This window comes from Blastococcus sp. SYSU DS0510, from assembly GCF_054050835.1.
Map to the genome: position 1 here is coordinate 83,364 of NZ_JBJHAC010000010.1, position 21,382 is coordinate 104,745.

The 21,382-nt window shown below is 74.0% G+C and carries 20 protein-coding genes, 1 pseudogene and 1 riboswitch; of the genes and pseudogenes, 11 read left to right on the plus strand and 10 right to left on the minus strand.

Annotation, left to right across the window (positions count from 1 at the left end; all coding sequences use genetic code 11):
• Positions 1 to 89 precede the first annotated feature (89 nt).
• Positions 90 to 830, plus strand: a complete 741-nt coding sequence (locus ACI79P_RS10160) for a hypothetical protein (RefSeq protein WP_456580924.1) — start codon at positions 90 to 92, stop codon at positions 828 to 830.
• Positions 818 to 1,741 (plus strand): DUF5655 domain-containing protein, encoded by a 924-nt coding sequence (locus ACI79P_RS10165; RefSeq protein ID WP_456580925.1) that lies wholly within the window; start codon positions 818 to 820, stop codon positions 1,739 to 1,741. Before ACI79P_RS10160 ends, ACI79P_RS10165 begins: the two co-directional genes overlap by 13 nt.
• Positions 1,742 to 1,767: 26 nt before the next feature.
• Here ACI79P_RS10165 and ACI79P_RS10170 read toward each other — a convergent pair whose 3' ends face one another.
• Both ACI79P_RS10170 and ACI79P_RS10175 read right to left on the minus strand, forming a co-directional pair.
• The gene (locus ACI79P_RS10170; protein WP_456580926.1) at positions 1,768 to 2,172 is read right to left on the minus strand and encodes a type II toxin-antitoxin system VapC family toxin; all 405 of its coding nucleotides are present in this window, start codon (positions 2,170 to 2,172) and stop codon (positions 1,768 to 1,770) included.
• Positions 2,169 to 2,435, minus strand: coding sequence for a type II toxin-antitoxin system VapB family antitoxin (locus tag ACI79P_RS10175; RefSeq protein ID WP_456580927.1), 267 nt, complete (start codon positions 2,433 to 2,435; stop codon positions 2,169 to 2,171). The genes ACI79P_RS10170 and ACI79P_RS10175 overlap by 4 nt, the downstream gene beginning before the upstream one ends.
• Before the next feature lie 242 nt (positions 2,436 to 2,677).
• On the opposite strand from ACI79P_RS10175, the gene ACI79P_RS10180 reads away from it, so the two are divergent.
• Positions 2,678 to 3,316: a hypothetical protein gene (locus ACI79P_RS10180; protein WP_456580928.1), complete on the plus strand. Its 639-nt coding sequence runs from the start codon at positions 2,678 to 2,680 to the stop codon at positions 3,314 to 3,316.
• Between the two features lie 4 nt (positions 3,317 to 3,320).
• On the opposite strand, the gene metF is transcribed toward ACI79P_RS10180, so the two are convergent.
• The gene (gene metF, locus ACI79P_RS10185; protein WP_456580929.1) at positions 3,321 to 4,226 is read right to left on the minus strand and encodes a methylenetetrahydrofolate reductase [NAD(P)H]; all 906 of its coding nucleotides are present in this window, start codon (positions 4,224 to 4,226) and stop codon (positions 3,321 to 3,323) included.
• Between the two features lie 131 nt (positions 4,227 to 4,357).
• Between metF and ACI79P_RS10190 the strand changes: the two genes are divergently transcribed.
• The 3 genes from ACI79P_RS10190 to ACI79P_RS10200 are packed head-to-tail and all read left to right on the plus strand — an operon-like array spanning position 4,358 to position 7,997.
• Entirely contained in the window at positions 4,358 to 5,554 is a 1,197-nt protein-coding gene (locus ACI79P_RS10190; protein ID WP_456580930.1) for a polyprenyl synthetase family protein, read from the plus strand.
• A complete protein-coding gene (crtI, locus tag ACI79P_RS10195; RefSeq protein WP_456580931.1) occupies positions 5,554 to 7,050 on the plus strand; it encodes a phytoene desaturase family protein in 1,497 nt (498 codons plus the stop codon). The genes ACI79P_RS10190 and crtI overlap by 1 nt, the downstream gene beginning before the upstream one ends.
• Positions 7,050 to 7,997 carry a phytoene/squalene synthase family protein gene (locus ACI79P_RS10200; protein ID WP_456580932.1) on the plus strand — a complete coding sequence of 316 codons (948 nt, stop codon included), beginning with the start codon at positions 7,050 to 7,052 and terminating at the stop codon, positions 7,995 to 7,997. The genes crtI and ACI79P_RS10200 overlap by 1 nt, the downstream gene beginning before the upstream one ends.
• Here the strand turns inward: ACI79P_RS10200 and ACI79P_RS10205 are convergent.
• The 3 genes and pseudogenes from ACI79P_RS10205 to ACI79P_RS10215 all read right to left on the minus strand — a co-directional run.
• Positions 7,994 to 8,203: pseudogene (locus ACI79P_RS10205) on the minus strand (lycopene cyclase domain-containing protein); the annotation flags it as partial. The gene ACI79P_RS10200 and the pseudogene ACI79P_RS10205 overlap by 4 nt on opposite strands.
• Positions 8,200 to 8,547, minus strand: a complete 348-nt coding sequence (locus ACI79P_RS10210) for a lycopene cyclase domain-containing protein (protein ID WP_456580933.1) — start codon at positions 8,545 to 8,547, stop codon at positions 8,200 to 8,202. The pseudogene ACI79P_RS10205 and the gene ACI79P_RS10210, both read right to left, overlap by 4 nt.
• Positions 8,548 to 8,590: 43 nt before the next feature.
• A complete protein-coding gene (locus tag ACI79P_RS10215) occupies positions 8,591 to 8,914 on the minus strand; it encodes an Rv2175c family DNA-binding protein (protein WP_456580934.1) in 324 nt (107 codons plus the stop codon).
• Between the two features lie 13 nt (positions 8,915 to 8,927).
• On the opposite strand from ACI79P_RS10215, the gene ACI79P_RS10220 reads away from it, so the two are divergent.
• From ACI79P_RS10220 to ACI79P_RS10235, 4 genes are all read left to right on the plus strand, one after another.
• Complete coding sequence (locus ACI79P_RS10220) at positions 8,928 to 10,064, plus strand: alpha-hydroxy acid oxidase (RefSeq protein ID WP_456580935.1); 1,137 nt, start codon at positions 8,928 to 8,930, stop codon at positions 10,062 to 10,064.
• A gap of 4 nt (positions 10,065 to 10,068) precedes the next feature.
• A riboswitch (ZMP/ZTP riboswitch) is annotated at positions 10,069 to 10,153 on the plus strand.
• A 23-nt stretch (positions 10,154 to 10,176) separates the two neighbouring features.
• On the plus strand, positions 10,177 to 11,643 hold the full coding sequence (locus ACI79P_RS10225; protein WP_456580936.1) for a glycine hydroxymethyltransferase: 1,467 nt from the start codon (positions 10,177 to 10,179) through the stop codon (positions 11,641 to 11,643).
• Between the two features lie 150 nt (positions 11,644 to 11,793).
• On the plus strand, positions 11,794 to 13,776 hold the full coding sequence (gene pknB / locus ACI79P_RS10230) for a Stk1 family PASTA domain-containing Ser/Thr kinase (protein WP_456580937.1): 1,983 nt from the start codon (positions 11,794 to 11,796) through the stop codon (positions 13,774 to 13,776).
• Positions 13,777 to 13,780: 4 nt separating this feature from the next.
• On the plus strand, positions 13,781 to 14,692 hold the full coding sequence (locus ACI79P_RS10235; RefSeq protein ID WP_456580938.1) for a deoxyribonuclease IV: 912 nt from the start codon (positions 13,781 to 13,783) through the stop codon (positions 14,690 to 14,692).
• Between the two features lie 75 nt (positions 14,693 to 14,767).
• Here the strand turns inward: ACI79P_RS10235 and ACI79P_RS10240 are convergent, their stop codons facing one another.
• From ACI79P_RS10240 to ACI79P_RS10250, 3 genes are all read right to left on the minus strand, one after another.
• Positions 14,768 to 15,829 (minus strand): threonine aldolase family protein, encoded by a 1,062-nt coding sequence (locus ACI79P_RS10240; RefSeq protein ID WP_456580939.1) that lies wholly within the window; start codon positions 15,827 to 15,829, stop codon positions 14,768 to 14,770.
• Entirely contained in the window at positions 15,822 to 17,159 is a 1,338-nt protein-coding gene (locus ACI79P_RS10245; RefSeq protein ID WP_456580940.1) for a class II 3-deoxy-7-phosphoheptulonate synthase, read from the minus strand. The genes ACI79P_RS10240 and ACI79P_RS10245 overlap by 8 nt, the downstream gene beginning before the upstream one ends.
• Positions 17,160 to 17,229: 70 nt before the next feature.
• Positions 17,230 to 18,258 carry a 6-phosphofructokinase gene (locus ACI79P_RS10250; protein ID WP_456580941.1) on the minus strand — a complete coding sequence of 343 codons (1,029 nt, stop codon included), beginning with the start codon at positions 18,256 to 18,258 and terminating at the stop codon, positions 17,230 to 17,232.
• A 253-nt stretch (positions 18,259 to 18,511) separates the two neighbouring features.
• On the opposite strand from ACI79P_RS10250, the gene ACI79P_RS10255 reads away from it, so the two are divergent.
• Positions 18,512 to 20,662, plus strand: a complete 2,151-nt coding sequence (locus ACI79P_RS10255; RefSeq protein WP_456580942.1) for a methyl-accepting chemotaxis protein — start codon at positions 18,512 to 18,514, stop codon at positions 20,660 to 20,662.
• A 73-nt stretch (positions 20,663 to 20,735) separates the two neighbouring features.
• Here ACI79P_RS10255 and ACI79P_RS10260 read toward each other — a convergent pair whose 3' ends face one another.
• Entirely contained in the window at positions 20,736 to 21,311 is a 576-nt protein-coding gene (locus tag ACI79P_RS10260; RefSeq protein WP_456580943.1) for a hypothetical protein, read from the minus strand.
• Positions 21,312 to 21,382 lie beyond the last annotated feature (71 nt).

The following is a 21,382-nucleotide window of genomic DNA, read 5'->3' on the forward strand; positions in this document are numbered from 1 at the left end:
GGATCGAGAACCACCACGTCATCGACCCCGAGGAGCAGCAGAAGGCCGTCACGGCGTTCCTCCTCGGCAACTCCGCGACGCACGCCACCGTGTCGGCCAACGTCGATCCTGCCGTCCTCCGCGCAGGCAACCTCCCCGAGCACGAGCTCACCGACCTGCGCGACGCCCTCAAGGCGTTCACCCGCGCCTACGCCTTCCTCGGACAGGTCATGAAGTTCACCGACGAGGAGCTGGAGAGCCTCTACGTCTACGGGAAGCTGCTGCTCGCGAAGCTCAAGGAGTCCCCCACGGAGTCCGGGTCCATCGACCTGGGCGACACCGCGCTGGCCTTCATCGGCCACCAGGCGGGCCTGGAGACCAGCGGCAGCAACTCCCCCGGCGCAAGCAGCGGGGAGATCGAGAGCTTCACCGGCGAGGGCCGGGGCGGCACGGTCGAGGAGGCGCTCATGATCAAGCTCTCCGAGCTGATCAGCACCTTCAACGCCGCGCACGGAATCGACCTCAGCCAGGCCGAGAGCCTGCTCATCTACGTCGGTGTGCCCAGCCACCTCTCCGATGACGAGGACGTGCAGCAGCGCGCTGCAGACAACACCAGGAACAGTTCTCGCTCACGATCAAGAAGGACGACATCGCCGGCGCCCTCTTCCAGAATCAGGAGAGCTCCAACAAGCTTCTCAAGGCGCTGCTGGAGGATGAGACCTTCGCCGACGCCGTCCAGAAGATCATCAGCACCGGGACCTGGAAGGCCGCCCGCCGCAAGCACGACGGGAAGGCGGCGTGACAGAGGCTGGTTCGACGAAGGGGCCATCATGGGGGCATGGGGGATCTGAAGCTCTTCCGGCTTGATGTAGGTAAGGCGACCGAACTCGTCGGTGCGGCGATGGCGCTGGAGAAGTCCCTGCAGACGCTCATCGAGCAGAACATGGAGACGCTGTTCGGTGTCCGTTTCCTGGCCAGCGAGTACTCCACGGGAATCAAGCACGGTGGCCGGATGGATTCGCTCGGCATCGACGAGAACGGCAATCCCGTCATCTTCGAGTACAAGCGCGCGATCAACGAGAACGTGATCACCCAGGGGCTCTTCTACCTGGACTGGCTCATGGACCACCGCGGGGACTTCCAGTTGCTCGTGCAAGAGCGACTCGGCGCCAAGGTGCCCGTCGACTGGTCCAACCCGCGCCTGGTCTGCGTGGCCGGCGACTTCACGAAGTACGACCAGTACGCCGTCGCGCAGATGAACCGCAGCATCGAGTTGATCCGGTACCGGAGCTATGACCAGGGACTGCTCGCTCTGGAACTCATCGCTTCCACCACCGCGACGGCGACAGCGGCCGGACAGCCGAGCGGTGCGACGACCGGGAACGGCTCCTCGAGCGGGGGCACGTCCACGACGGTTTCCCAGTACTACGAGAAGGCTCCGCAGGCGTTGAAGGACCTGTACGACTCCCTGGAGCAATACCTCGTCGCCCTCGGGGACGACGTCACAAAGATCATCAACAAGAACTACTTCGCGTTCCGGCGGCTGAAGAACTTCGCCTGCGTCGAGGTGCACCCTCAGACGAAGAAGCTGCTGGTGTACGTCAAGGTCAACCCGGACGAGGTCGCGCTCGAAGAGGGCTTCACCCGTGACGTTCGCAAGCTGGGGCACTTCGGGACCGGCGACCTGGAGATCACCATCGGCAATGCGGAAGGTCTCGCCAACGCCTACGAACTGATCGCCAAGAGCTACGAGGCCAGCTGAACCACCGGGCGCCGGTCGAACGGTGATCACCCGACCGGCGGGAGAACCGGTGTCACGTCCGTATGACCGAAGTCGTCACCCTTGAACAGGAGCGGCTTCCCGCTCTCCACGGCGAGCGCATAGGCGAAGCAGTCCCCGAAGTTCAGCCGCGCCGCGTGTCCACTGCCCTTCCCGAAGTCCCGGTAGGCCGCTCGCGCCACGAACGCCTGACCGACTGTGACAGGAACGATCTCCAGGCGCATGACCCGCACCAACTCGTCGAAGCGTCGCCGGGCGACCGGATCCCGCGTCGCATCGACGACGATGGCCGCCTCGAGATAGTTGGCAGCTGACATCCGGGGAGCCGTATCCGCGGCGAGTGCGTCGATGAACGCCTCGGCCTCGGGCTCGTCCCGGACGATGGCTATCAACGCCGATGCATCGACGATCACGCGGGCATGCCGGCGTCGTCGTAGAGGAGGTCGCCGTGCTCGACGGTCGCGAGGTCTCCCCGGAACCGGGGCGCGATCTCCTTGGCCAGAGCGCTGATGCGGGCCGCGCGGTGCGCGGCCGTTTCCACCGGCGAGTCGACCTGGAGACGGACCAATTTTTCCCGTAGGGCCTGGGCCACGGCAGCGGTGATCGACGTTCCCGTGACGGCGGCGACCTCACGGGCCAGATCTTCCACCTCGGGATTCTTGATGTTGAGACTCATGGTGGAAGGCTACAACCCTTATCCACCCTTCCACCAGCTCGTGCGAGCTGCCGCAGCGAACGGGTAGAGACGTCCTCCGCTCGCGCCGCCGCCGCTCGCCGCCCACGCGGACCGGTCCCCGTCCTCGCGCTGCAGCACCAGGGCGAGGGCGGCACGGTGAGGATCGCCGCCAATGGTCCGCGGTGGCCGGTGGAACGGTCACCGGCGCATGGGGCGGGCGTGCGGCCGGGTAGAGCCGCCCCATGGCTGCTCCCATCAGCGACGCCGTGGTCGTCGACGTCCTCCGCCGGCTGGACCGGCTGCTCACCCCCCTGGCGACCCGGCTGGGGCGCCCCCCGGAGCTGCCGCGCGGGCAGCGCGACGAGTGGTGGGCCGACCGCGTGTCCCGGGTCGCGGCCGGGGTGTCGGCGGTCCCCCGCTTGGCGGGCAAGCTCGCCGACCTGCTCCCCCTGCAGAACACGGTCGGCACCGCGGTGCAGTCCCTCGTCGTCCTCGGCGTGGCCGGCGAGCACGGCGTTGAGGCCCCGGCCGAGCGGGTGTCGCTGCTGGCCCGGGTGCTGCTGCGCCGGGAGCTGTCCGCCGAGCAGGTGGAGCCGCTGCTCACCCGGACCAAGGGCACCTACGTGGAGGGCGCGCTCGGCCCGCGGGACGAGCGCCGCGGGGCGAAGGGCGTGGTCCGCACCCTGTGGCGGGCCGCCCGGCTGCTGAGCCGCATCGACGACGCCCTGGACGCCCGGCCGAAGGGGAAGTTCTTCGCCCGCGCGGTGTCCAACCTGCCGGTCGTCGGGGTCGTCGGCGGGTACGCCTCCGAGCGCGAGGGGCTGCGCCGCGCGGCCGCCCGCGCCGCCGACCTGCTCGAGGGCGTCGGGCAGGCCCGGTGACCGCTCAGCGGATCGCGGGTGCGCTCCCGGCCAGGTTGGCGAAGACCTCGCGCGTCGCGGTCGAGCGGTTCATGGTGATGAAGTGGATGCCCGGCACGCCCTCGTCGAGGAGCCGCCGGCACAGGTCGGTCGCCACCTCCACCCCCAGGTCGTGCACCGCGGCCTTGTCCTCGGGGCGGTCGCCGTCCAGGGCCTCGAACCGCTCGGCCAGCTCGGCCGGGAAGGCCTGACCCGACAGCTGGACGATCCGGGTGATCTGCCGGACGTTGGTGACCGGCATGACCCCGGCGATGACCGGCACCTCGCAGCCGCGCGCCACGACGCGGTCGCGCATCCGCAGGTAGTCCTCGGCCCGGAAGAACATCTGGGTGATCGCGAAGTCGGCGCCGGCCCGGCACTTGGCCACGAACATCTCGACGTCGGTGTCGAAGTCCGGCGACCGCGGGTGCCGCTCGGGGAAGGCGGCGACGCCCACCGAGAAGTCGCCCACCGAGCGGATCAGCTCCACCAGCTCGGCGGCGTAGCGCAGGCCCTCGGGGTGGGCGACCCACTCGGCCTGCGGATCGGCGCCCGGCGGGTCACCGCGCAGCGCCATGATGTTGCGGACCCCGGCCGCGGCCAGCCGGCTGATCACGTGCCGCAGCTCGGCGATGCTGTGGTCGACGGCGGTCAGGTGCGCCAGCGGCGTCATCGTGGTGTCCGCCGCGATCCGCTCGGTCATCGCCACGGTGCCCTCGCGGGTGGAGCCGCCGGCCCCGTAGGTCACCGACACGAAGGACGGGTGCAGCCGCTCCAGCTCGCGCAGCGCCGTCCAGAGCTGCTCCTCCCCCGCCGGGGTCTTCGGCGGGAAGAACTCGAAGGACCACGTCGGCTGCGCGGTGGCCAGGAGCTCGCGGACGGTGGGTGTCACGGCACCCGAGGGTACGGGCGGCCCGGCGGCGCCCCGGAACCGTCCCGCCGGAAGACGTCCCGCGGTTGCATCCGGAGGGCCCCCTCGCGGCGAAGAGGTCCTGTCCCGGACGACCGAGCGACGGAGGAACCATGCAGCCGACCACCTCGGCCGCCCTGCTGCTGGGGCGGCGCCCCACCGGGTCGGGCGATACTGAACCAATGATCGCCGGGGCGCAGCAGCGCGAGTCCGCCCGCCTCGCCCCGCCCCTGTCGGTCGCCGAGCTCGACCGGGTGCGCGCCGCGGTCGCCGAGGCCCTCACCGGCTTCCTCGACCAGCAGCGCGCCACGCTCGCCGCGATGGACGCCAGCCTCGTCCCCGTCGTCGACGAGGTGTGCGCCGTCGCCGCGGGCGGGAAGAAGCTGCGCCCCTCCTTCGCCTACTGGGGCTGGCGCGGGGCCCGAGGCCAGGGCCCGGGCGCCGGCGAGGACGAGGACGCCGTGCTCCGCGCGGTCGCCGCCCTGGAGTTCGTGCACGCGAGCGCGCTGGTGCACGACGACGTCATGGACGCCGCCGGCACCCGGCGCGGGCGCCCCACGACGCACGTCGGGTTCGCCGACCGGCACACCACCCACGGCTTCACCGGCGACCAGGAGCTCTTCGGCGTCGGCGCGGCGATCCTCGTCGGCGACCTGGCGCTGGTCTGGTCCGACGAGCTGCTGCGCTGCTCGGGCATCTCCGAGGCGGCGCTGGGCCGCGCCCGCGCCGTCTGGGACACCATGCGGACCGAGGTCACCGCCGGCCAGTACCTGGACCTGCTGCGCGCCGCCGGTGGGCTGCCGGGCCCCGACGGCGCCCTCACCGTCGCCCGCTACAAGAGCGCGGGGTACACCGTCCAGCGGCCGCTGCAGCTGGGCGTGGCCATCGCCGGTGCTGGGCCGGCCACGGTCGAGGCCTGCAGCGCCATCGGGCTGCCCCTGGGCGAGGCGTTCCAGCTCCGCGACGACCTGCTCGGGGTCTTCGGCGACCCGGAGGTCACCGGGAAGTCCGCCGACGACGACCTGCGCGAGGGCAAGCAGACCCTCCTGGTGGCGCTGGCCGCGGAGGCGGCCGACGACGCCGGGCGCCGGCTGCTCGGCGACCTGCTCGGCAACCCCGATGCCGGGCACGAGGAGTTCGAGACCCTCCGCGAGCTGCTGGTCACCACCGGCGCCCGCGACCGGGTGGAGGAGCGCATCGCCCTCAGCACCGCGCGGGCCCGCGAGGCGATCGCCGAGTCGCCGCTGGCCGAGGACGCCCGCCGGGCCCTGGACGCGCTCGCGGTCGCCGCGACGTCGCGCGCCGCCTGATGGTCCGCACCGTCCCGGGTCGCACCGACCGCGTCGTCGTCGTCGGGGCGGGGCTCGCCGGGCTGGCCACCGCGCTGCGGCTGCGCGGCGCCGGCCGGGAGGTGACCGTCGTCGAGCGCGCCGAGGGCCCCGGCGGGCGCGCCGGCCGCATCGAGCGCGACGGCTACGCGCTGGACACCGGGCCCTCGGTCTTCACCGCGCCGGAGATCGTGGCCGAGACGCTCGCCGCCGTCGGTGAACGGCTGGCGGACCGGCTCGAGCTGCGCCGCCTGGAGACCAGCTACCGGGCGCAGTTCGCCGACGGCACGCACCTGGACGTGCACGCCGACCCGGTGGCGTTCGCCGCCGAGGTCGCCGCCCTGTGCGGGCCGGCGGAGGCGGATGCGCTGCGCCGCTACCTCGCCGACCTCGCCGAGCTCTACCGGTTGCAGCTCCGGACGTTCATCGACCGCAACCTGGACTCGCCGCTGGACCTGCTGGGCCCCGAGCTCGTCACGCTGGCCCGCCGCGGCGGGTTCGGCCGGCTGTCGACGCACGTGGCCAGGTACTTCGCCGACGACCGGCTGCGCCGGCTGTTCAGCTTCCAGGCGCTCTACGCCGGGGTCTCCCCCTTCCGCGCCATCGCCGCCTACGCGGTGATCGCCCAGCTGGACATCGGCGCCGGTGTCTGGCACCCGGTCGGCGGGATCGGCGCGGTGCCGCGGGCCCTCGCCGGGGCCGCGGCCGACGCGGGGGTGTGCTTCCGCTACGGCGCCGGCGTCGAGGAGCTGGAGACCCGCGGCGACCGCGTCAGCGCGGTGGTGCTGGACGGCGGCGAGCGGCTGCCCGCGGACGCCGTCGTCGTCACCACCGACGCGCCGCACGCGCTGGTGCCGGGGCTGCGCGGGCCGCGCCGACCCGTCTACTCGCCCTCCTGCGTCGCGCTGCACCTCGGGGTGCGGGCCGAGCTGCCCGACCAGGCGCACCACACGATCAGCTTCGGGCACTCCTGGCGCGGGGTGTTCGACGAGCTCACCCGCGACGGCCGCCCCATGAGCGACCCGAGCCTGCTGATCAGCATGCCCTCGCGCAGCGACCGGTCACTGGCCCCCGACGGCGGGCAGGTGCTCAGCGTCGTCGCGCCCACCCCCAACCTCGACCCGCGCAGCGGCGGCAACCCGCACCTCGACTGGGACACCCTGGGGCCGCGCTACCGGCAGGAGCTGCTGGCCACGCTGGAGGCCCGCGGCCTCACCGGCGTCTCCGGCGCGATCGAGGTCGAGCACATGGACACCCCGGCCACCTGGGCCGCGCAGGGCATGGCGGCCGGGACGCCGTTCGCGCTGGCGCACACCTTCGGCCAGACCGGCCCCTTCCGCCCGTCCACGCTCCCCCGCCGCGGCCCGGAGAACGTGGTCCTGGCCGGGTCGTCGGTGCAGCCGGGCGTCGGCGTGCCGATGGTGCTGATCAGCGGCCGGCTGGCGGCCGAGCGGATCACCGGGCCGGTGGCGCGCTGATGCTGCAGCCCCCCGGCACCCAGGCCGCCCGGCAGGAGCAGCTGGCCGCGGCCTACCGGCGCTGCGCCGCGATCGCCGCCGAGCACGGCAAGAGCTACCACCTGGCCACCCGGCTGCTGACGCCCGAGCGGCGGCCCGCGGTGCACGCCCTCTACGCCGCCGCCCGGGTGGCCGACGACTTCGTCGACCACCCCGGCGCCGACCCGGCCGGCGACCTGATGACCTGGTCCAAGGCGCTGCTCACCGAGCTGGAGACCGGCTGGTCCGACGACCCCGTGCGGCTGGCCCTGGTGCACACCTACCGCCGCTACGCGATCCCCGTCGAGCACCTCGTCGACTTCCTCGCCGCGATGACCAGCGACCTCGACATCGACTCCTATCCCGACATGGCCGCCCTCGACCGCTACATGTGGGGCTCGGCGTCGGTGATCGGGCTGCAGGTGCTGCCGGTGCTGGGCACCGCGCCCGGCGTGGCCCGCGAGGAGGCGGCGCCGCACGCCATCGCGCTCGGCGAGGCGTTCCAGCTGACCAACTTCCTGCGCGACGTCGCCGAGGACGTCGACCGCGGCCGGGTCTACCTGCCCGAGGACGCCATGGCCGCGCACGGCGTGACCCGGGAGCAGCTGGCCGAGAAGCGGTTCGACGACGGCTTCCGCGAGCTCATGCGGGAGATGGTCGCCGTCGTCCGCCGGCGCTACGACGACGCCGCGCCCGGCACCCCGATGCTCGCGCCGGAGTCCCGCGACTGCGTGCGCGCGGCCACCGCCCTCTACGGCGGGATCCTCACCGAGATCGAGCGCGCCGACTACCGGGTGCTCGACCGCCGGGTGTCGGTGTCCAAGCCGCGCCGCCTGGCGGTGTTCGCCCGCCGGTTGACCGCCGCCCAGCTGGCCAGGGTGAGGGTGACCATGGCGAACCCGAAGAGCAGGTCCTCGACCGGCGCGTAGGCGATGCGCGGCCCCCAGATGGTCTCCGGGTCGTAGGTGACGACGTCCAGCCCGGTGAGCACGCCGTTCATCAGCAGCTGGAAGGTCACGATGATCGCGTAGGCGACCCAGAACACCGGCCGGGTGACCATCCGCGTGCGGTAGACGGCCAGGTCGACGACGAGCACGCCGAGGACGGCGAGCACGGCGAGCGTGGAGTAGCTCATCGCCGGTCCGCCTCCTCGGCGGGATAGCCGGCGTCCCAGCCGGTCACCTTCCGGACCGCCTCGAGGGCGAGCACCGAGCACAGCGGGACGACGAGGAAGAACAGCACCTCCTCGAGCGGGATGCCGCCCGGCAGGCGGACGCCGAGGGTCAGCTCGTCGCTGTAGTCCCAGTGCCCCTGCGCGATCGCGTACAGCACCCACACGACGAAGACGGCGAACTCCGGCAGCGCCGCCAGCAGGAACCGGCGCCAGCGGGCGTAGACCCGCACGCCCAGCACCAGCTCCAGCGGCGCGGTCACCACCAGGCAGCCGGCCAGGAGGCCCAGGTACGTCAGCTGCTCCACGGCTCGGGCTTCCGTTCCCGCACCGGCCCCGGATGCACCCGGCTCAGAACGCCAGCGCCTGGGCCCGGCGGGTGACCTCGGTGTGCCGGTCGTCGCGCAGGGCCTGCACCGGCGTGCCGGGCAGGGACGGGTCCTCGCGGAAGAGCCAGTCGAAGGCCTCCTCGTCGGTGAAGCCGCCGTCCTTCAGCACGGTGAGCAGACCGGGCAGGTGCTTGAGGATCACGCCCTCCTGCACGAACGCGGCCGGGATCTTCCCGTTCCCGCTGCCGGGGACGGCCATCAGCTTCCGGTCGCGCAGCAGCTGGCGGACCCGGTTCGGCGAGGTGCCCAGCAGCTGGGCGACCTCCGCGGGGGTGAGCGTGTCCATAGAGTGTCAGCCTATGGCGAGCGGTGGACCAGCGAGCAGCCCGGTACCGGGACCGGCCGGGCAGGACCAGGCGGCGGAGATCGCCGAGGAGCCCGGGCAGGACGCCCCCTTCGTCGACCTGGTGCAGCTCGAGGCCCGCGCGCGGGAACTCCTCCCCGAGCCGGTCTACGACTACTACGCCGGCGGCGCCGAGACCGAGACGACGATGGGCGAGGCGACGGCGGCCTGGCGCACCTGGCGGCTCCGGCCCCGGGTGCTGCGGGGCACCACCACCGCCTCGCTGGCCACCGAGCTGCTGGGCGCGCCGGTGGGCACCCCCGTCGGCGTCGCCCCCTGGGCCTACCAGGCCATGGCCCACCCCGACGGCGAGCTGGCCACCGCCCGGGGCGCCGCCGCCAGCGGTGCCCTGATGACCGTGTCCACCAGCGCGACCACGAGCCTGGAGGAGGTCGCCGCCGTCGACCCGGGCAGCCCGAAGTGGTTCCAGCTGTACCGGCTGCACTCCGAGCGGCACACCGACGACCTCGCCCGCCGCGCCGGGGACGCCGGCTACCGCGCGCTGGTCATGACCGTCGACGTCCCGCTGCTGGGGCGCCGCCGCCGCGACCTGCGGCACGAGTTCGTGCACCGCGCGGGCGTGCGGATGGCCAACCGGCCCCCGGAGGGCGAGGAGCCGACCCTGGACGGCCTGGCCACCGGCACCTGGACCTTCGACGAGATCGCCCGGTTCGGCCAGCTCTCCGGGCTGCCGGTGGTGGTCAAGGGCGTGCTCCGGGGCGACGACGCCATCCGCTGCGTGCAGGCCGGCGCCGCCGCGGTGTGGGTCACCACGCACGGCGGCCGGCAGGTCGACCCCGCGGTCAGCAGCGCCCAGGCGCTCCCCGAGGTGGTCGACGCCGTGGGCGAGGACGTGGAGGTCTACGCCGACGGCGGCATCCGGTCGGGGTCGGACGTGCTGACCGCGCTGGCGCTCGGCGCGTCGGCGGTCTTCCTCGGCCGGCCCGTCGTGTGGGGGCTCGCCGCCGGCGGCGAGCAGGGCGTGGCGCGGGTCCTCGGGGGCCTCGCCGAGGAGCTCGAGCACACGATGGTCCTCTGCGGGCTGGACGACGTGCGGTCGGTGCCCGCCGACACGGTCGTGGCGGCGCGATAACCTCTCGGAGGGCCGTGACTGGCGCGTCGAGGTGGGCCACCACCGGGGAGCGGCCCGCACCACCGTCGCCGTGCGCCTGGGCACCTATCCGTCGTCCTGCGCAGGAGCCCCCATGACCACCGCCCCCCGCACCACCCACGCCTTCGACGGCACGGCCGCCTCGGCCGCCTACCGCAGCGCCCTCGAGGTGATCGGCGCCGTCGAGCCGCGGGTCGCCGACGCGATCAGCCAGGAGCTGACCGACCAGCGCGGCTCGCTGAAGCTCATCGCCAGCGAGAACTACGCCAGTCCCGCCGTGCTGCTCACCATGGGCAACTGGTTCAGCGACAAGTACGCCGAGGGCACGGTCGGGCACCGGTTCTACGCCGGCTGCCAGAACGTCGACACCGTCGAGGCGCTCGCCGCCGAGCACGCCCGCGAGCTGTTCGGCGCGCCCTACGCCTACGTGCAGCCGCACTCGGGCATCGACGCCAACCTCGTCGCCTTCTGGGCGGTGCTCGCGCAGCGGGTCGAGCTGCCCGTGCTGCAGCAGGCCGGCGCCCGGCACGTCAACGACCTCACCGACGCCGACTGGGCGACGCTGCGCCGCGCGCTGGGCGACCAGCGGATGCTCGGCATGTCGCTGGACGCCGGCGGCCACCTGACCCACGGGTTCCGCCCCAACATCAGCGGCAAGATGTTCGAGCAGTCGTCCTACGGCACCGATCCCGCCACGGGGCTGCTCGACTACGCCGCCGTCCGCGCCCGGGCCCGCGAGTTCCGCCCGCTCGTCCTCGTCGCCGGCTACTCCGCCTACCCGCGGCGGGTGGACTTCGCCGCGATGCGCGAGATCGCCGACGAGGTCGGCGCCACCCTGGTCGTCGACATGGCCCACTTCGCCGGCCTCGTCGCGGGCAAGGTGCTGACCGGTGACTTCGACCCGGTCCCGCACGCGCACATCGTCACCAGCACCAGCCACAAGTCCCTGCGCGGCCCGCGCGGCGGGTTCGTGCTCGCCCAGCCCGAGTTCGCCGACGCCGTCGACCGGGGCTGCCCGATGGTGCTCGGCGGGCCCCTCCCCCACGTCATGGCCGCCAAGGCGGTGGCGTTCGCCGAGGCCCGGCGTCCGGAGTTCGCCGGCTACGCCCAGGCGGTGGCCGACAATGCCCAGTGCCTCGCCGAGGGCCTGACCGCGCGCGGCGCCCGGCTGGTCACCGGCGGCACCGACAACCACCTGGTGCTGGTCGACGTCACCGACTTCGGGCTCACCGGCCGCCAGGCGGAGTCCGCCCTGCTGGACGCCGGCATCGTCACCAACCGCAACGCCGTCCCGGCCGACCCGAACGGCGCCTGGTACACCTCCGGCATCCGGCTGGGCACCCCGGCGCTCACCAGCCGCGGCTTCGGCGCCGACGAGTTCGACCGGACGGCGGAGCTGATCGTCGACGTGCTCTCGGCCACGACCCCGACCGCGACCCGCGACGGCCGCGCCTCGCAGGCGAAGTACGTGGTCGCCGACGGCGTCGCCGAGCGCACCCGCGCGGCCGCCTCCGAGCTGCTCGCGGCGCACCCGCTCTACCCGGGCCTCGAGCTGGCGTGAGAGGGCCCGTCCTCCTCACCGCCACCGTGCGCGCGGTGAGGAGGACGGGGTCCCCGACGTGAGGGACTACATGCGTCACAGGCGCCCCGTCGATACCCTTCGCCGCGTCGTGGAGCGACCAGCGCCCTGGGCGCTCCTACACTCGGCCGTGTGGACACCGCCGTGACCGACCCCGTGGTCGGCCTCGTTCTCGAGGGGCGCTACCGCCTCGAGGAGCGGGTGGCACGGGGTGGCATGTCCACCGTCTACGCGGCCACCGACCTCCGGCTGCACAAGACCGTCGCCGTCAAGGTGATGGCCGAGCACCTGGCGCACGACCCGACCTTCGTCGACCGGTTCACCCGCGAGGCGCGGGCCGCGGCGATGCTCAGCCACCCCAACGTCGTGGGCGTCAGCGACCAGGGCAGCGACCAGGGCCTGGTCTTCCTCGTCATGGAGCTGGTGCGCGGCCGGACGCTGCGCGACCTGCTCAGCGCCCGCGGGCGGCTCACCGTCGGCGAGGCGTTCGCCGTCCTCGAGCCCGTGCTCGCCGGGCTCACCGCCGCCCACCGCGCCGGCATCGTGCACCGGGACATCAAGCCCGAGAACGTGCTGATCGGCGTCGACGGCGTGGTGAAGGTGGCCGACTTCGGCCTGGCCCGCGCCGTCGTCGGCACCGGGCAGACCAGCCAGACCGGCGGGGTGCTCATCGGCACCGTCGCCTACCTCTCCCCGGAACAGCTCGAGCGCGGCCGCGCCGACGCGCGCAGCGACATCTACGCCGCCGGGATCGTGCTCTACGAGATGCTCACCGGGCACCCGCCCTTCGGCGGGGACACCCCGCTCGCGGTCGCCTACCAGCACGTGCACCACGACGTCCCCGCCCCCTCGGCCGAGGTCCCCGGCCTGCCGTGGCAGGTCGACGAACTGGTGGCCCGCACCACCCGCCGCGACCCCGCCGGCCGCCCGCTGGACGCCGGGGCGTTCCTCGCCGAGCTCACCGACGTCCGCACCGACCTCGGCATCGAGCCGGTCCCGGTGCCCACCGGCCAGAGCGCCGGCCCCGGCACGCTGCGGCCGACCAACCGGTCGACCCGCCCCCGCCCCGGCCACCCGAGCAACCCCGGCACCGCCGTGCTCCCCGACCGCGCGGCCCGGTCGGGGCGCACCAGCATGCTGCCCGGGATGGGCGCCGGGCCCACGACCGACGTGCACGGCCGCCGTCCCGGCCCGGCCCGGCCGCGCCCCGGCGTGCCCGACCACGTCCGCCGGCGCCGCGCCCGGCTGCTGATCGCCGTCGTCCTGCTCATGGCGATCACGGTGGGCGCGGTCGGCTGGTGGCTCGGCTCCGGGCGCTGGACCGACGTCCCCGCGCTGACCGGCAAGCAGGAGAGCGCGGCCATCGACCTGCTGCAGGACGCCGGCCTCGACCCCGACCCGGTGGTGCAGGAGTGGAGCGAGACGGTGCCCGCGGGCGTCGTGATCTCCACCGATCCGGCCTCGGGCGAGGTCATCCGCGGCACCGACGTCCGCGTCGTCGTCTCCAAGGGCCTCGAGCGCTACACCGTGGCGCCCGAGCTCGTCGGCCTGCCCGTCGACGACGTGGAGGCGCGCCTGCAGGCCGACCTGCCCATCCAGCTCACCCGGGGTCAGGCGTTCGACGACCAGGTGCCCGCGGGCCACGTCGTCGCCTTCGACCCGCCCGCCGGCACCGCGCTCAAGCGTGACCAGGTGGTGACGGTCGTGGTGAGCCAGGGCCGGGCGCCGGTCGCCGTCCCGGACGTCACCGGGCAGACCCCGGAGCAGGCGACGTCGAACCTCGAGGCGCTGGGCTTCGTGGTCCAGCGCGGCGAGGACGGGCGCAGCGACCAGGTCGACGAGGGCGAGGTCATGGCGGTCGAGCCGGGCCCCGGCGCCGGCCCGGTCGCCTACGGCAGCACCGTGCGCATCCAGGTCTCGGCCGGTGTCCCGCTCGTCACCGTGCCCGACGTCGTGGGCCGGAGCGGCGACGAGGCCGAGTCGATCCTGCGGCAGGCGGGCCTCGAGGTCGAGGCCACGCGCTTCTTCGGCAACCGGGTGCTGCGGCAGAGCCCCGCGGCCGGCGAGAGCGTCGAGCGCGGCACCCCCGTGACGATCCTGCTCTCCTTCGGATAGGCCCGTGTCGGACGTTCCCCCCGGTGTGCCGCCGATCGGCGCGCACATCCAGATCAAGGGCGGCCTCGCCAAGGGCGGCCTGCCCTACACCGACGCCGTCGGCGCCCGCGCCGTGCAGGTGTTCGTGGGCAACCCGCGCGGCTGGAAGCTGACCGACGGGGACGCGAAGCAGGACGCGCTGTTCACCGCCGGCTGCGCCGAGCGCGGAGTGCCGTCGTTCATCCACACGCCGTTCCTGGTCAACGTCGGCTCCCCGACCGAGGCCACCGTGAGCCAGTCGATCGCGTCGATCGCGCACAACCTCCGGCGCGGGGCGCAGCTGGGCTGCCAGGGCGTCGTGGTGCACGCCGGGTCCGCGGTGGGCGAGGACCGCTACGAGCCGGCGCTGCGCCAGCTGCACGAGCAGCTGCTGCCGGCGCTCGAGGCCGCCGACCCCGACGGGCCGCGGCTGCTGGTCGAGCCGACGGCCGGTGGCGGCAAGGCGCTGGCCGCCACCGTCGAGGACCTGGGCCCGTACTTCGCCGCGCTGGAGCACCACCCGCTGGTCGGCGTCTGCTTCGACACCTGCCACGCCTGGGCGGCCGGGCACGACCTCGCCGTCCCGGGTGGCATGTCGGCGACCCTCGACGCGCTCGAGGCGACCGTCGGCCCCGGCCGGCTCGGCCTGGTGCACGTGAACGACTCGCTGGACACCTGCGGGTCCAAGCGCGACCGGCACACGACCATCGGGGAGGGCCTGATCGGCTCCGGCGCCTACGGCACCGGCCCGTTCGCGGAGCTGGTGCGGCACCGCACGACGGCGGGGGTGCCCATGGTCGTGGAGACCCCGAGCCTGCGGGACGGCGACCCCTGCGGCGGCCACGCCGCGGACATCAAGCTGCTGAACAGCCTGATCGGCGACCCGCCCGCCGCCTGACCTGGCGAGATCTGCGCACGCGGCCTGAGCGGCCGCGACGCCGCTCGTGCAGCGGGGTGCCGGCGCGGAGGCCGGCTAGCGGTCGAGCAGCTCGGCGAGGACGTCGGCGGCGCGCTCGACGGCGGCCCGGTCGACGTCCAGGTGGGTGACGAGCCGGACCCTGCGGGCGCTGACCTGGCTGACCAGCACGCCCTCGGCCTTCGCCGCCTCGGCGAGCATCGGCGCCTCGACGTCGTCCAGCACCACCATGTTGGTCTCCACCGACGCCGGGTCGACGCCGAGCCGCTTGGCCAGGAGTTGGGCGTGGTCGTGGTCCTCCCGCAGCCGGGGCAGGTGGTGGTCGAGCGCGTAGGTGCAGGCCGCCGCCAGGACGCCGACCTGCCGCATGCCGCCGCCGAGCCGCTTGCGCCAGAGCCGCGCGGTCGCGATCCGCTCCGCCGACGCCACCAGCACCGAGCCGACGGGCGTCCCGAGGCCCTTGGAGAAGCAGACCGACGCGGTGTCGGCGAGCCCGCCGTAGGTGGACAGCGGCACCCCGGACGCCACGTGCGCGTTCCAGATCCGCGCCCCGTCGAGGTGCACCGCCACACCCGCCGACCGCGACCAGTCCCAGAGCTCCTGCAGCTGGTCCAGCGGCTGCACGAGCCCGCCGCCGCGGTTGTGCGAGTTCTCGACGGCGATCGCCGCGGTGGCCGTGAGGTGCCAGTTGTCCTGCGGCCGGACCTGCTCGACGAGCTGCCGGGCGTCCAGCCGCCCGCCGGCCGACACCACGGTGCGCGTGGAGATCCCGAAGATCGCCGCCGCGGCGCCCATCTCGTACGTGACGACGTGGGCGTCGGCGTCGCAGAGGACCTCCTGCCCCGGCTCGCAGACCAGACGCATCCCGATCTGGTTGCCCATGGTCCCGCTGGGCACGAAGAGCGCGGCCTCGTGCCCGAATAGCTCCGCCACCCGCTCCTCGAGCGCGGTGACCGACGGGTCCTCGGCGTAGACGTCGTCGCCGACCTCGGCCTCGGCCATCGCCCGCCGCATGCCCGGGGTCGGCTTCGTGACCGTGTCGGACCGGAGGTCTATGGCCCCCTGCAGGGGCCCGCCGCGAGCCTGCGAGCGGTGGGGGGCAGGGGGTCCTTCAGCCACGCAGCATCTCCGCGACCAGGAACGCCAGCTCCAGGGACTGCCCGGTGTTCAGCCGTGGGTCGCACGCCGTCTCGTACCGGCTGTCGAGGTCCTCGTCGCTGATCTCCATCGCGCCGCCCAGGCACTCGGTGACGTCCTCACCGGTGAGCTCGACGTGGATGCCCCCGGGCCAGGTGCCCAGCGCCCGGTGCACGTCGAAGAAGCCGAGCGCCTCGTCGACGACGCGGTCGAAGTGGCGGGTCTTGTAGCCGGTCGGCGACTCGTGGGTGTTGCCGTGCATCGGGTCGCACTGCCACACCACCTGGTGGCCGCTCGCGGTCACCTTCTCCACGATGCCCGGGAGGACGTCGCGGATCTTGCCGTTGCCCATGCGGCTGATCAGCGTCAGCTTGCCGGGGATGCCGTCGGGGTCGAGGCGCTCGACCAGCTCGGTGGCCTGCTCCGGCGTCGTCGTCGGGCCGATCTTCACGCCGATCGGGTTGGCCAGCTTGGAGGCGAACTCGATGTGCGCGCCGTCCATCTGGCGGGTGCGCTCCCCCACCCAGACGAAGTGCGCGCTCAATGCGTACGGGCGGCCCTCGTGCATGCGGAGCAGCGCCCGCTCGTAGTCGAGGATCAGCGCCTCGTGCGAGTTGAACAGCTCCACCCCGCGCAGGGCGTCGGAGTCGATGCCGCAGGCGCGCATGAACGCCAGCGCCCGGTCGATCTCGCGGGCGATGACCTCGTACCGCACGCCGGCCGGCGAGTTGGCCACGAAGTCGCGGTTCCAGTCGTGCACGGCGTGCAGATCGGCCAGGCCGCCGCGGGCGTAGGCCCGGATCATGTTCATGGCCGCGGCGGAGTTGGCGTAGGCCCGCACCAGCCGGTTCGGGTCGGGGATCCGCTTCTCGAGGACCGGCTCCAGCGAGTTGACCATGTCGCCGCGGTAGGACGGCAGGCCGAGGGCGTCGGTGTCCGACGAGCGCGGCTTGGCGTACTGGCCGGCCACCCGGCCCACCTTGACCACGGGCACGCTCGCCCCGTAGGTGAGGACCACGGCCATCTGCAGCATCGTGCGCGTGGTGGCCTGCAGGTGCGGCTCGGTGTTGAGGTCGAAGGTCTCCGCGCAGTCGCCGCCCTGGAGCAGGAACGCCTTGCCCTGGGCGACGTCGGCCAGCTGCGCGCGCAGCGTGTCGACCTCGCTCGGGGCGACGATCGGCGGCACGGTGGACAGGGTCTCCAGCACGGCGTCCAGGGCCGCGCGGTCGGGCCACCGCGGCTGCTGGGCGGCGGGCAGCTCCCGCCACCGGTCCAGACCGGGTACCAGCTCGGCAGGTTCGGGGAGGCTCACGCCCCCGAGAGTACGGCGGACACCCGCTGCCACCAGATGCCGTGTCGCCGGTTCCGCACTTCGGGGGGTCTCAGCCGAAGAAGACCTCGGCCTCCGCGTACCGCTCGGCGGGCACCAGCTTGAGCTGCGCGGTCGCCTCCCCCAGCGAGACGCGGACGATGTCCGTGCCCCGCAGGGCCACCATGATCCCGGTCTCCCCCGCGTGCACCGCCGACACCGCGGCCAGGCCGAACCGCGTCGCGAGCACCCGGTCGAACGGCGACGGGGTGCCGCCGCGCTGGACGTGCCCAAGGACGACGGCGCGGGCCTCCCGCCCGGTCCGCTCCTCGAGCAGCGCGGCCAGCGCCGGGCCCACCCCGCCCAGGCGCACGTGGCCGAAGGCGTCCTTCTCCCCCGTGGCGACCACCATGCCGCCGTCCTTGGGCTGCGCCCCCTCCGAGACGACGATGATCGGCGAGTAGCCCGAGTCGAACCGGTGCCGCACGTGGTCGAGGACCGCCTCCACGTCGAAGGGGTGCTCGGGGATGAGGATCACCGTGGCCCCACCGGCCATGCCGGCGTGCAGCGCGATCCACCCGGCGTGCCGGCCCATCACCTCGACGACCAGGGCGCGGTGGTGGCTGTCGCCGGTGGTGTGCAACCGGTCGATCGCCTCCATCGCGACGCCGACGGCGGTGTCGAACCCGAAGGTGTAGTCGGTGGCGTCGAGGTCGTTGTCGATGGTCTTGGGCACGCCGACCACGCGCACCCGCCCGGTCGCGGCCAGGCGGCCGGCGACGCCGAGGGTGTCCTCCCCGCCGATGGGCACGAGGGCGTCGATCCCGGAGCGCCGCAGCGTGTCCAGCACCCGCTCGGGACCGCCCTCGACGGCGTAGGGGTTGGTGCGGGACGTGCCCAGGATGGTTCCGCCCCGCGGCAGCAGGCCGCGGACCGACGCCAGGTCCAGCGGGACGCCGTCGTCCTCCAGCAGGCCGCGCCAGCCGTCCCGGAAGCCGATCACCTCGTCGCCGAGCTCGCCGACGCCCTTGCGCACGACCGCACGGATCACCGCGTTGAGGCCGGGGCAGTCACCGCCGCCGGTCAGGATGCCGATGCGCATGCGTCCCTCCGCGGAACCGGCCGGGCGGCACCCGGGTGTGCCGCACATGATGCCGCAGGTCACCGCCCCGTCCAGCCTTTCGCGCACCGCCGTCGTCCCCGGCTGCGGCGGGTCGCCGGATCGCGCCCCACCCGGTCACCCGCAGGTCACGATCCGTCCCACCCGGCCCGCTCCGGTACCGGGCCGGCCGTCACCTGCCGAGACAGCTCCTGGCAGCGACACCGGGTCGCTGCCGTGACCCGGAAGGCCGACGATGCGCTGGACCTCCCTCCCCGCCTGGACGACGCCGTCCGGCTGGGGCATCCGCACCAAGGTGGTGGCGCTGGCGGTGGCCAGCGTGGCCGTGACCGGGGTGGCCATGGGTGGCGTGAGCGCCTGGCAGAGCAGCCGCTTCGCCGACGACGCCGCCCGTGACATGGACGCCCTCGTCGAGGAGGACATCAGCCGCGCGGCCCGCGGGACCTACGACGTCGTCGCCACCCAGGGCGCCTCGACCGCCGCCAAGGTCGACTCGGACCTGGCCACCGCCCGCTACGTCCTGCAGCAGTCCGGCGGCTTCGCCGTCGACGACTCCGGCCGCGGGCTGGTCGCCTGGGACGCCAAGAACCAGATGAACGGCGAGGTCACCCCCGTCGCCCTGCCCCGCGTGCTGGTCGGGGGTCAGTGGCTGGGGAAGAACAGCGACGCCGCCGTCCCCACGCCTGTGGTCGACACCATCAAGGAGATGGTCGGCGCCACCGTCACGATCTTCCAGAAGACGCCCTCCGGCGACTTCCTGCGGGTGGCGACGAACGTCCAGACCGCCACCGGCACGCGCGCCATCGGCACCTACATCCCGGCGGTGAACCCCGACGGCAAGCCCAACCCGGTCGCGGCGGCGGTCAGCGGCGGGCAGACCTACCGCGGCAACGCCTTCGTCGTCGACTCCTGGCTGGTGTCGGCCTACGAGCCGATCCTCGGGCCCGCGGGCGACGTGGTCGGGGTGCTCTACGTCGGGGTGAAGCAGGAGAACCTGCCCGCGCTCCGCGAGGGGCTGCAGGCCACCACCATCGGCGAGAACGGCCACGTCGAGGTCTACGGCGGCACCGGCGACCGCGCCGGCACGGTCCTGATCAGCCCGGACGGCAGCCGCGACGGCGAACAGCTGCTCGACGCCACGGACGCCGACGGCGTTCCCTACGTGCAGCAGATCGTCGACGCCGCGCTGCCGCTCCAGGACGGCGAGCAGGCGACCGTCCGCTACGACGACCCCGAGGCCGGCCCGACCACCGTCCGGGTGTCCTACTACGCCCCCTGGGACTGGGTCATCGCCACCGTCGCGCGCGACGCCGACTTCGCCGGCGCCGAGGAGTCCCTGGAGTCCGGCCGCTCGTCGATGGTGTGGGCCATGGTCGTCGCCGCCCTGGTGATCGCCGTGCTGGGCGGGGTGCTCGCCCGGTGGGTCGGCCACCGGCTGACCCGGCCGCTGACCCACCTGCGCGACCGGATGGCCGAGATCGCCGACGGGGAGGGCGACCTGACCCAGCGGATGGACGACTCCCGCGACGACGAGGTCGGGCAGCTCTCCGGCGCCTTCAACCGCTTCGTCGACAAGGTCGCCGGCACGGTGCGCGACATCCACCGCTGCGCGCAGGAGGTCGCCGCCTCCGCGGCCGGGGTGTCCGCGGTGGCCGACGGCCTGGCCCAGCGGGCCGCCCGCAGCCGCGACCAGGCCCAGGGGGCGCACGGCGTCGCGTCGGAGATCAGCAGCAGCGTCTCCTCCGCCGCGGCCGGCGCCGAGGAGATGGGCGCCTCGATCACCGAGATCGCCCGCAGCGCCGCCGAGGCCGCGGAGGTCGGGCGTCAGGCGGCCGCGCTCGCCGAGCAGACCGAGACGACGATCGCCGCGCTCGGGGCCAGCTCCGCGGAGATCGGTGACGTCGTGAAGGTGATCTCGGGGGTGGCCGAGCAGACCAACCTGCTGGCCCTCAACGCCACCATCGAGGCGGCGCGCGCCGGTGACGCGGGCAAGGGCTTCGCCGTCGTGGCCAACGAGGTCAAGGACCTCGCCCAGGAGGCGGCCAAGGCCAGCGAGGAGATCGCCCAGCGGGTGCAGGGCATCCAGTCCGAGACCACCGAGGCGGTGCGGTCGATCTCGCGGATCGCCGACGTCGTCCGGGCGATCAACGACCACCAGACGACGATCGCCAGCGCGGTCGAGGAGCAGACGGCGACCACCCGCGAGCTGAGCCGCAGCGTCGCCACCGCTGCCGAGGGCGCCGGCGCCGTCACCACCACGCTCACCTCGGTGAGCCGCGACGCCGACGACAGCGCCACCGACGTCGAGCGGGCCCGTTCCGCGGCGCGGGAGCTCGACGGGCTCTCCAAGGAGCTCAACCGGCTGCTGGCGGCCTTCACCGTCTGATCGCCGCCCGCGCCCGACGAGGCCCTCCCCGGAACTCCTCCGGGGAGGGCCTCGGCCGCTGGTGGGCCTCCGGTCAGCCGGCTCCGTCGCGGTCGGCCCTCAGGTAGGGCCGCGGCGACCGGCCTCCCGCGGCCACCCACGCCGCGACCCCCTCCGGGTCCCTGCGGCTCAGCTCGTCGAGCAGCAGGGCACGCACCTCGACGACCCGGTCGCGGTGCTGCCCGGACCGGAGGATCTCCTCGGTCTCCACCCACCGGTCGGCCAGTTCGGCCGTGGGGAGCACGGGCAGGACGTCCGCGACCCCGGCGGCCGCGCCGACCTCGGCCGCGGCGTCCTCGGCCAGCCGGTCGGCCGCCACCAGGGAGCCGACGACGAGCAGCACGAGCACGACCAACCCGCCCAGGGAGCCAAGGACCGGCAGGGCCGCTCCGAACGGCACGAGCAGGATCCCTGCCCCCGCGGCCCGGAGGACGAGCCGGCGGGACGCCGCCTCGCGGGGGAAGCCCCCGTCCGCGAGCGCCAACGTCCCGCCGAGGAGCAGCCCCAGGGTCGGGCCGTGCACGAGCGTCACCTGCCAGGGCGCGACCAGGGCGCCGACGAGCGCCGGGCCCAGCAACGACGCGATCACCAGCACCCGGCCCCAGCGCACCGCCCTCCGCCACAGCGCGCGTCGCCAGGCCGTCGACGGGAGGAGCGCGCCTGCGGAGGCCGGGGTCGGTG

Bases quoted from the DNA above. Each gene is read 5' to 3' on its own strand.
- ACI79P_RS10175 (WP_456580927.1), bottom strand. From the start codon at position 2,435: ATGAGTCTCAACATCAAGAATCCCGAGGTGGAAGATCTGGCCCGTGAG.
- ACI79P_RS10225 (WP_456580936.1), top strand. From the start codon at position 10,177: ATGACCACCGCCCCCCGCACCACCCACGCCTTCGACGGCACGGCCGCC.
- ACI79P_RS10215 (WP_456580934.1), bottom strand. From the start codon at position 8,914: ATGGACACGCTCACCCCCGCGGAGGTCGCCCAGCTGCTGGGCACCTCG.
- ACI79P_RS10190 (WP_456580930.1), top strand. From the start codon at position 4,358: ATGCAGCCGACCACCTCGGCCGCCCTGCTGCTGGGGCGGCGCCCCACC.
- ACI79P_RS10200 (WP_456580932.1), top strand. From the start codon at position 7,050: ATGCTGCAGCCCCCCGGCACCCAGGCCGCCCGGCAGGAGCAGCTGGCC.
- ACI79P_RS10255 (WP_456580942.1), top strand. From the start codon at position 18,512: ATGCGCTGGACCTCCCTCCCCGCCTGGACGACGCCGTCCGGCTGGGGC.
- crtI (WP_456580931.1), top strand. From the start codon at position 5,554: ATGGTCCGCACCGTCCCGGGTCGCACCGACCGCGTCGTCGTCGTCGGG.
- ACI79P_RS10180 (WP_456580928.1), top strand. From the start codon at position 2,678: ATGGCTGCTCCCATCAGCGACGCCGTGGTCGTCGACGTCCTCCGCCGG.
- ACI79P_RS10250 (WP_456580941.1), bottom strand. From the start codon at position 18,258: ATGCGCATCGGCATCCTGACCGGCGGCGGTGACTGCCCCGGCCTCAAC.
- ACI79P_RS10165 (WP_456580925.1), top strand. From the start codon at position 818: ATGGGGGATCTGAAGCTCTTCCGGCTTGATGTAGGTAAGGCGACCGAA.
- ACI79P_RS10220 (WP_456580935.1), top strand. From the start codon at position 8,928: ATGGCGAGCGGTGGACCAGCGAGCAGCCCGGTACCGGGACCGGCCGGG.